Origin of the sequence: Variovorax sp. OV084 (assembly GCF_900111625.1) — a bacterium.
Lineage (GTDB): Bacteria > Pseudomonadota > Gammaproteobacteria > Burkholderiales > Burkholderiaceae_C > Variovorax.
The window spans coordinates 180,898-187,175 of sequence record NZ_FOII01000013.1 but is presented as its reverse complement, the minus strand read 5'-3'; the positions used below and the strand labels follow the sequence as shown (position 1 = coordinate 187,175).

5 protein-coding genes and 1 tRNA gene are annotated in these 6,278 nt (G+C 63.3%); 4 read left to right on the top strand and 2 right to left on the bottom strand.

Going from position 1 to position 6,278, the window contains the following annotated elements; genetic code table 11:
- Positions 1 to 394: 394 nt before the first annotated feature.
- Together BMW87_RS26015 and BMW87_RS26010 are read right to left on the bottom strand one after the other, a co-directional pair.
- Positions 395 to 1,624, bottom strand: a complete 1,230-nt coding sequence (locus tag BMW87_RS26015) for a tyrosine-type recombinase/integrase (protein ID WP_093079779.1) — start codon at positions 1,622 to 1,624, stop codon at positions 395 to 397.
- Positions 1,625 to 1,798: 174 nt separating this feature from the next.
- Positions 1,799 to 1,873, bottom strand: a tRNA-Arg gene (locus BMW87_RS26010).
- A gap of 230 nt (positions 1,874 to 2,103) precedes the next feature.
- Between BMW87_RS26010 and BMW87_RS26005 the strand changes: the two genes are divergently transcribed.
- The 4 genes from BMW87_RS26005 (at position 2,104) to BMW87_RS25990 (ending at position 6,188) form a co-directional block, all read left to right on the top strand.
- The gene (locus BMW87_RS26005) at positions 2,104 to 3,123 is read left to right on the top strand and encodes a Bug family tripartite tricarboxylate transporter substrate binding protein (protein WP_093057507.1); all 1,020 of its coding nucleotides are present in this window, start codon (positions 2,104 to 2,106) and stop codon (positions 3,121 to 3,123) included.
- 124 nt (positions 3,124 to 3,247) lie between these two features.
- Positions 3,248 to 3,769 (top strand): tripartite tricarboxylate transporter TctB family protein, encoded by a 522-nt coding sequence (locus tag BMW87_RS26000; RefSeq protein WP_093079777.1) that lies wholly within the window; start codon positions 3,248 to 3,250, stop codon positions 3,767 to 3,769.
- Positions 3,770 to 3,793: 24 nt separating this feature from the next.
- Complete coding sequence (locus BMW87_RS25995) at positions 3,794 to 5,329, top strand: tripartite tricarboxylate transporter permease (protein ID WP_093057509.1); 1,536 nt, start codon at positions 3,794 to 3,796, stop codon at positions 5,327 to 5,329.
- A 22-nt stretch (positions 5,330 to 5,351) separates the two neighbouring features.
- Entirely contained in the window at positions 5,352 to 6,188 is an 837-nt protein-coding gene (locus BMW87_RS25990; RefSeq protein WP_093079774.1) for a cytidylate kinase family protein, read from the top strand.
- Positions 6,189 to 6,278: the final 90 nt, after the last annotated feature.

Below are 6,278 nucleotides of genomic sequence, written 5' to 3'. Positions count from 1 at the left end.
TATAGTTATCCACAGTTGGCTCCTACCGGAACCAGCTCCAGCCCCTGGTCAATGTTCGACTGGCACCGCTGATCTCGATTGCACTGGCGCTAACAGTCAAGGCACTCTGGCAGCAGCGTGGTCTGGCTTCGATCCCCTGGCTCGATGAATCGCTTCATGTGGCAACCCAGTTCGTGGCGTTGTCTCAATCTAGGCGACGGTATTCATGGATTCAATGCGTTCTCACACAGCCTCGACTGACAGCGGCCATCCCGACCGGCGCGATCCAGCATTGCTGCCAGAATCTGTGCACAGACTGCGGCCCAACTGCGGCATCGCGATCTCATGAGAGAGAAAACGAGGACATGTCGTGGCACTCATCTAGCTGGCTTGGCAGGAGCGCGCGGACTTGGCGCTATGTCATCTGGCGCGGCTTCAAGGGAATCACGTCGGCACCGATGCGCAGCTTGTCTAGGTAGTCCGCCCAGCGCTGCATCATTTCCCGACGCGCGGGGAGATGTGCGGTGCGGTTGTACGCACGACCGTTGGCATCCTTGACCGTGTGGGCGAGCTGATGCTCGATGAAGTCCACGCGCTCGCCAAGCACCTCGTCCATGATGGTCCGCGCGGTGGCTCTGAAGCCATGGGCCGTGTGGACTTCGGCGCTGTACCCCATCCCGCGCAGAGCGGCATTGATCGTGTTCTCACTCATGGGGCGTTCACCCGTCCGTATGCTGGGAAAGACGTAGCGTCCGTGGCCTGTGATCGGGTGGAGGTTCCGCAGGATCTCTACCGCTTGGGCTGCGAGCGGCACGACGTGATCGACCTTCATTTTCATCTTCGGGCCGGCGATGCGCCACTCGGCCGCGTCCAGGTCGATCTCAGCCCATTCCGCGGTGCGCAACTCGCCAGGCCGAACAAACAGCAGAGGGGAAAGCTTCAGCGCGGCAACGGTAGTGGGGTGGCCGTTATAGACATGGATCGAGCGCATCAGGTCTCCGACTCGCTTGGGCTCGGTGATGGCGGCGAAGTGCTTGGTCGCTTTCGAGGCCAGAGCTTCGCTCAGATCGGCGGTTACGTCCCTCTCTGCCAGTCCTGACACCACTGCGAAGCGAAACACCTGCCCGCAAAGCTGCTTGACGCGATGGGCGGTATCGATAGCGCCGCGTGCTTCCAGCTTGCGGACAACTCGCTCCAGAATGTCGCGCGGACCGATGGTGGACATGGGCATCTTGCCGATGAAGGGGAACACATCCTTCTCGAGCCATGTCTTGACCTTGAGCTGCGTTCCACTCGCTCGTTTGGCCGCAGTCTTTCCCAGCCACTCGCGCGCAACCGCCTCGAACGTATTCGCCGCTGCGTCGGCTCGGGCTCTCTTTTCTTCGCGCTTGGCCGCGCTCGGGTCAGTCCCGTCTGCCAGCAGCTCGCGGGCGGCGGCGCGGCGATCCCGAGCTTTGGCCAGCGAGACCTCGGGGTAGGTTCCCAGCGCCAGCGTTTTCCGCTTGCCGGCGAAGGTGTAATCCATTCGCCAGTATTTCCCGGCAGTCTTCACCAACAGGTACATGCCGGCGCCGTCGGCATATTTGTCGCCGATAGCCTTCCCGGTGGGCTTCACCTGCCTAACAAACGTGTCCGTCAGTGCCATCTCTACTCCTTAACGGTATCTCGTCAGGGGGATTTCCGGGATACCGGCAAAAGTAACGGTATTTCTGGGAGATCGGATGCTACGCGGTGCATCGTCGCGAGGCAAAGAAAAACCCGCAACACCTTGAAGCGTGCGGGTTTCTGATGTTGGATGAGACGCCGTGATTCGGGTCCTTGGTGCCTTCGACAGGAATCGAACCTGTATCTGAGTCTTAGGAGGACCCCGTTCTATCCATTGAACTACGAAGACGGATTGAGGCGAGAGGAGAGGAGACCCCGCTGCGCGCCGCGATTTTATAGGCTTGGCGATGACAGGACGCGCAGGGCCCGCCAGCGCGGGCTAACCCGAATACGAAATCTGCGAAAAGTTGACCGCGATCAAGCAGGCGTGAATCAGTGGCGCGCACCATCGTGCCGGTCCGTATCTCTGCTCAGATCCAAGAACAAAAAAGAGCGAAACACTACACAGGAGACAACCTGATGAAGAAGATCGCTTCGCTCGTTCTGGGCCGTACGAAGGTCGTTGCCGCGGCCGTTCTGGCGCTGGCAGCCGCCACGCCCGCCCTCGCATGGGAACCCACCAAGCCGGTGGAGTTCGTGATTCCCGCCGGCACCGGCGGAGGCGCCGACCAGATGGGGCGCCTGCTGCAGGGCATCGTCATCAAATACAAGCTGATGAAAGAGCCTCTGATCGTCGTCAACAAGTCGGGCGGCGCGGGCGCCGAGGGCTTTCTGGCGGTGAAGGAGGCCAAGGGCGATCCGCACAAGATCGTCATCTCGCTGTCGAACCTGTTCACCACGCCGATGGCTACGGGCGTGCCTTTCAACTGGAAAGACATGACACCGGTCGCCATGCTGGCCCTCGACCAGTTCGTGCTGTGGACCAACGCGACCGAGCCCTACAAGAACGCCGGCGAGTACATCACCGCGGTGAAGACCGCGGGGCCGAGCAAGTTCAAGATGGCCGGCACGGGCTCGAAGCAGGAAGACCAGATCATCACGGTCGCGCTCGAGAAAGCGACCGGCACCAAGTTCATCTACGTGCCGTTCAAGGGTGGCGGCGAGGTGGCGGTGCAGCTGGTGGGCGGCCATGTGAATTCGACGGTGAACAACCCGATCGAGGCGGTGGCGCAGTGGCGTGCGGGCAAGCTGCGCGCGCTGTGCGTGTTCGACGACGAGCGCATGCCGTTCAAGGCCAAGGTCACGGACACGCAGTCGTGGAACGACATTCCCACCTGCAAGGAAGCGGGCGTGCCCACCAAGTACACGATGCTGCGCGGCATCTTCATGCCGCCCGGCGTGACGCCCGACCAGCTCGCGTTCTACAAGGACCTGCTGGTCAAGGTCGCCGCCACGCCGGAGTGGAAGGAGTACATGGAGAAGGGGGCCTTCAACCCGACCTTCATGACCGGCGACGCCTTTGCGAAATGGCTCACCGAGGCCGAGGCCACGCACCGCACGCTGATGGCTGACGCGGGCTTCCTCGCAAGCAACAAGTAGCCGACAGGTCGCGACGGCGGCACGCGCCGCGCGGCACCCACAGAGTGCCGGCGGCCCGACGGACGGCGTGCGCGCCGCATCCGTCCCTTCCTTCTTTCTCACACACAACCACGATGGGGGCTCCATGGAGCACGACGAAACATCCGAGGGCCCGGCGCGTTCGGGCATCTCCACCCACCTGGTCGAAGCGGTGGTGGCATTGGCGCTGCTGGTGATCGGCCTGGTGGTGGTCTTCGAGGCGCGCAAGCTGGGCGCGGGCTGGACCAGCGACGGCCCCGGCGCGGGCTACTTTCCGTTCTTCATCGGCGTGATCATCACGATCTCGGGCGCCGGCATCCTCTACCAGGCACTGCTCGGCAAGAGCCGCAACACCGCGGTCTTCGTCGATTCGGTGCAGCTCAAGCGCGTGCTGTCGGTGCTGGTGCCGGCCACGGTCTACGTGCTGGCGATCACCTTCCTCGGCATCTACCTGGCATCGGCGATCTACATCGCGCTGTTCATGGTGGTGCTGGGCAAGTACGCGTGGTTCAAGAGCGTGCTTGCCGCGCTGGCGGTCAACACGCTGTTTTTCTTCATGTTCGAGGTCTGGTTCAAGGTGCCGCTGTTCAAGGGCACTCTCGATCCGCTTCGATTCCTCGGCTACTGAACCTACTCACGGAGCACAAGCGAAATGGAAGAAATCAGTGCCCTGATGCAGGGCTTTTCAGTGATCCTCACGCCGATGAACATCGGCCTGATGTTCGTCGGCATCATTCTCGGCGTGTTGATCGGCGTGCTGCCCGGCCTTGGCGGCGCCAACGGCGTGGCGATCCTGCTGCCGCTCACCTTCACGATGTCGCCGACCTCGGCCATCATCATGCTGTCGTGCATCTACTGGGGGGCGCTGTTCGGCGGGGCCATCACCTCGATCCTGTTCAACATACCGGGCGAGCCGTGGTCGGTGGCCACCACCTTCGACGGCTATCCGATGGCGCAGAACGGGCAGGCTGGCGCGGCACTCACGACAGCCTTCACATCGTCGTTCGTGGGCGCCTTTCTCGCGGTGGTGATGATCACCTTCCTCGCGCCGCTGGTCGCCAAGTTCGCGCTCAAGTTCGGCTCGCCCGAATTCTTCGCGGTGTACTTGCTGACCTTCTGCAGCTTCGTCGGCATGGGCAAGGGCTCGCCCTTCAAGATCCTGGCGTCGATGGCGCTGGGCTTCGCACTCGCGAGCGTGGGCATGGACACCGTCACCGGCCAGCTGCGCCTGACCTTCGGCCAGCCCGAGCTGATGCGCGGCTTCGACTTCCTGATTGCGGTGATCGGCCTGTTCGGCATCGGCGAAATTCTGCTGTCGATGGAAGAGGGCCTGAAGTTCTCGGGCAAGAGCGCGAAGATCGATCCCAAGGTGGTGTGGCAAACGTGGAAGCAGCTGCCCAAATACTGGGTGACCTCCATCCGCAGCTCGCTCATCGGCATCTGGATGGGCATCACGCCCGGCGGCGCGACGCCGGCCTCGTTCATGAGCTATGGCCTTGCCAAGAAGATGTCGAAGAAGGGCGCCAAGTTCGGCACCGGCGAAATGGAAGGCGTGGTCGCACCCGAGACCGCCGCGCACGCCGCCGGCACCAGCGCACTGCTGCCCATGCTGGCGCTGGGCATTCCCGGCTCGCCAACCGCAGCGGTGCTGCTGGGCGGCCTGCTGATCTGGGGCCTGCAACCCGGGCCGCTGCTGTTCGTCGAGCAGAAAGACTTCGTCTGGGGCCTGATCGCCAGCATGTACCTCGGCAACATCGTCGGCCTGATCGTGGTGCTCAGCACCGTGCCGCTGTTCGCGTCGATCCTGCGTATTCCGTTCTCGATCATCGCGCCGGTGATCATCGTGATCTGCGCGATCGGCGCCTACACCGTGCACAACGCGATGCTCGACATCTGGTTCATGCTCGGCTTCGGCGTTATGGGCTATCTCTTCAAGAAGCTCGACTTTCCGCTCGCGCCGCTGGTGCTTGCGCTGGTGCTCGGCGACAAGGCCGAAGACTCCTTCCGCCAGGCCATGCTGGTGTCGCAGGGCGACGTGATGGTGATGTTCTCGAACCCGCTGGTCGGCGGCATCACCACGCTGGCGCTGGTGCTGCTGTTCTGGCCGCTGATCTCGAAGGCGCTGGCGCTGCTCAACAGAAAGCCGAAGAAGCCCGACGAGTTCGCGGTCGAACGGCCGGTGGACTGAAACACAACGAGGAGCCAAAGACATGCCTGTGATCGCACTGACCCAGGAGATGGGTTCCCTCGCGAAAGACGTTTCGCTGAAGCTCGCCGAAACGCTCGGCCTCGCCGTGATGCGACATGAAGTCATCGAGCACGTGGCAGACCGCATGCAGGTCTCCACGAGCCTGATCGGCCGGCTGCGCGGCGGCAAGGCCGGCCTGGTGGAGCGCCTGACCACCGACTCGCGCAGCGTGGCGCTCTACACGGCCGAGGAACTGTTCGCGTTGGCCGACCGTGGCAATGTGGTGCTGCGCGGCTGGGGTGCCACCTGCCTGCTGCGGCCGGTGCCGCACGTGGTGTGCGTGCGCATCACGCGCTCGCTGAAGAAGCGCGTCGAGTGGCTGATGGGCGACCTCGAAACCGACGACGCCGAATTTGCCGAAGCCGAGATCCGCCGCAGCGACCAGGCCCATGCCGCGCGCATGCACGCGCAGTTCGGCGTGACCTGGGGCGACCCGGTGCTCTACGACCTGGTGCTCAACACCGACCGCTTGTCGGTCGAGAGCTGCGTCGAGCAGATCCGCCTGATGGTGAACCGCCCCGAGTTCGCAGAAACGCCGGCGTCGCGTGCGCTGCTTGCCAACATGGCGCTGGAAGCGCGTGTGCGCGCCGCGCTGAAGGAGCATGAGGCCACGCGCGACATCAACGTGACGATCACTGCGAACCAGGGCGAGGTGATGCTGCGCGGCATCGTGCTCAACAGCGATGAGCGGGCGCAGGCCGAGGCGGTTGCTGCGGAGGTGTCAGGCGTCAGTGGTGTCCACAACCAGCTCAGGTTGATGGCCAGTACGAGGCGCTTTGCTTCGGCGAAGCAGACGTAGGTTTCTTTCGGGGGCGCGATCACGCCGACGGGGGACATTCGCGGAGGGGAGTACCCGGTGTCATTCGCACGCACCCCGAACAAACCCGAA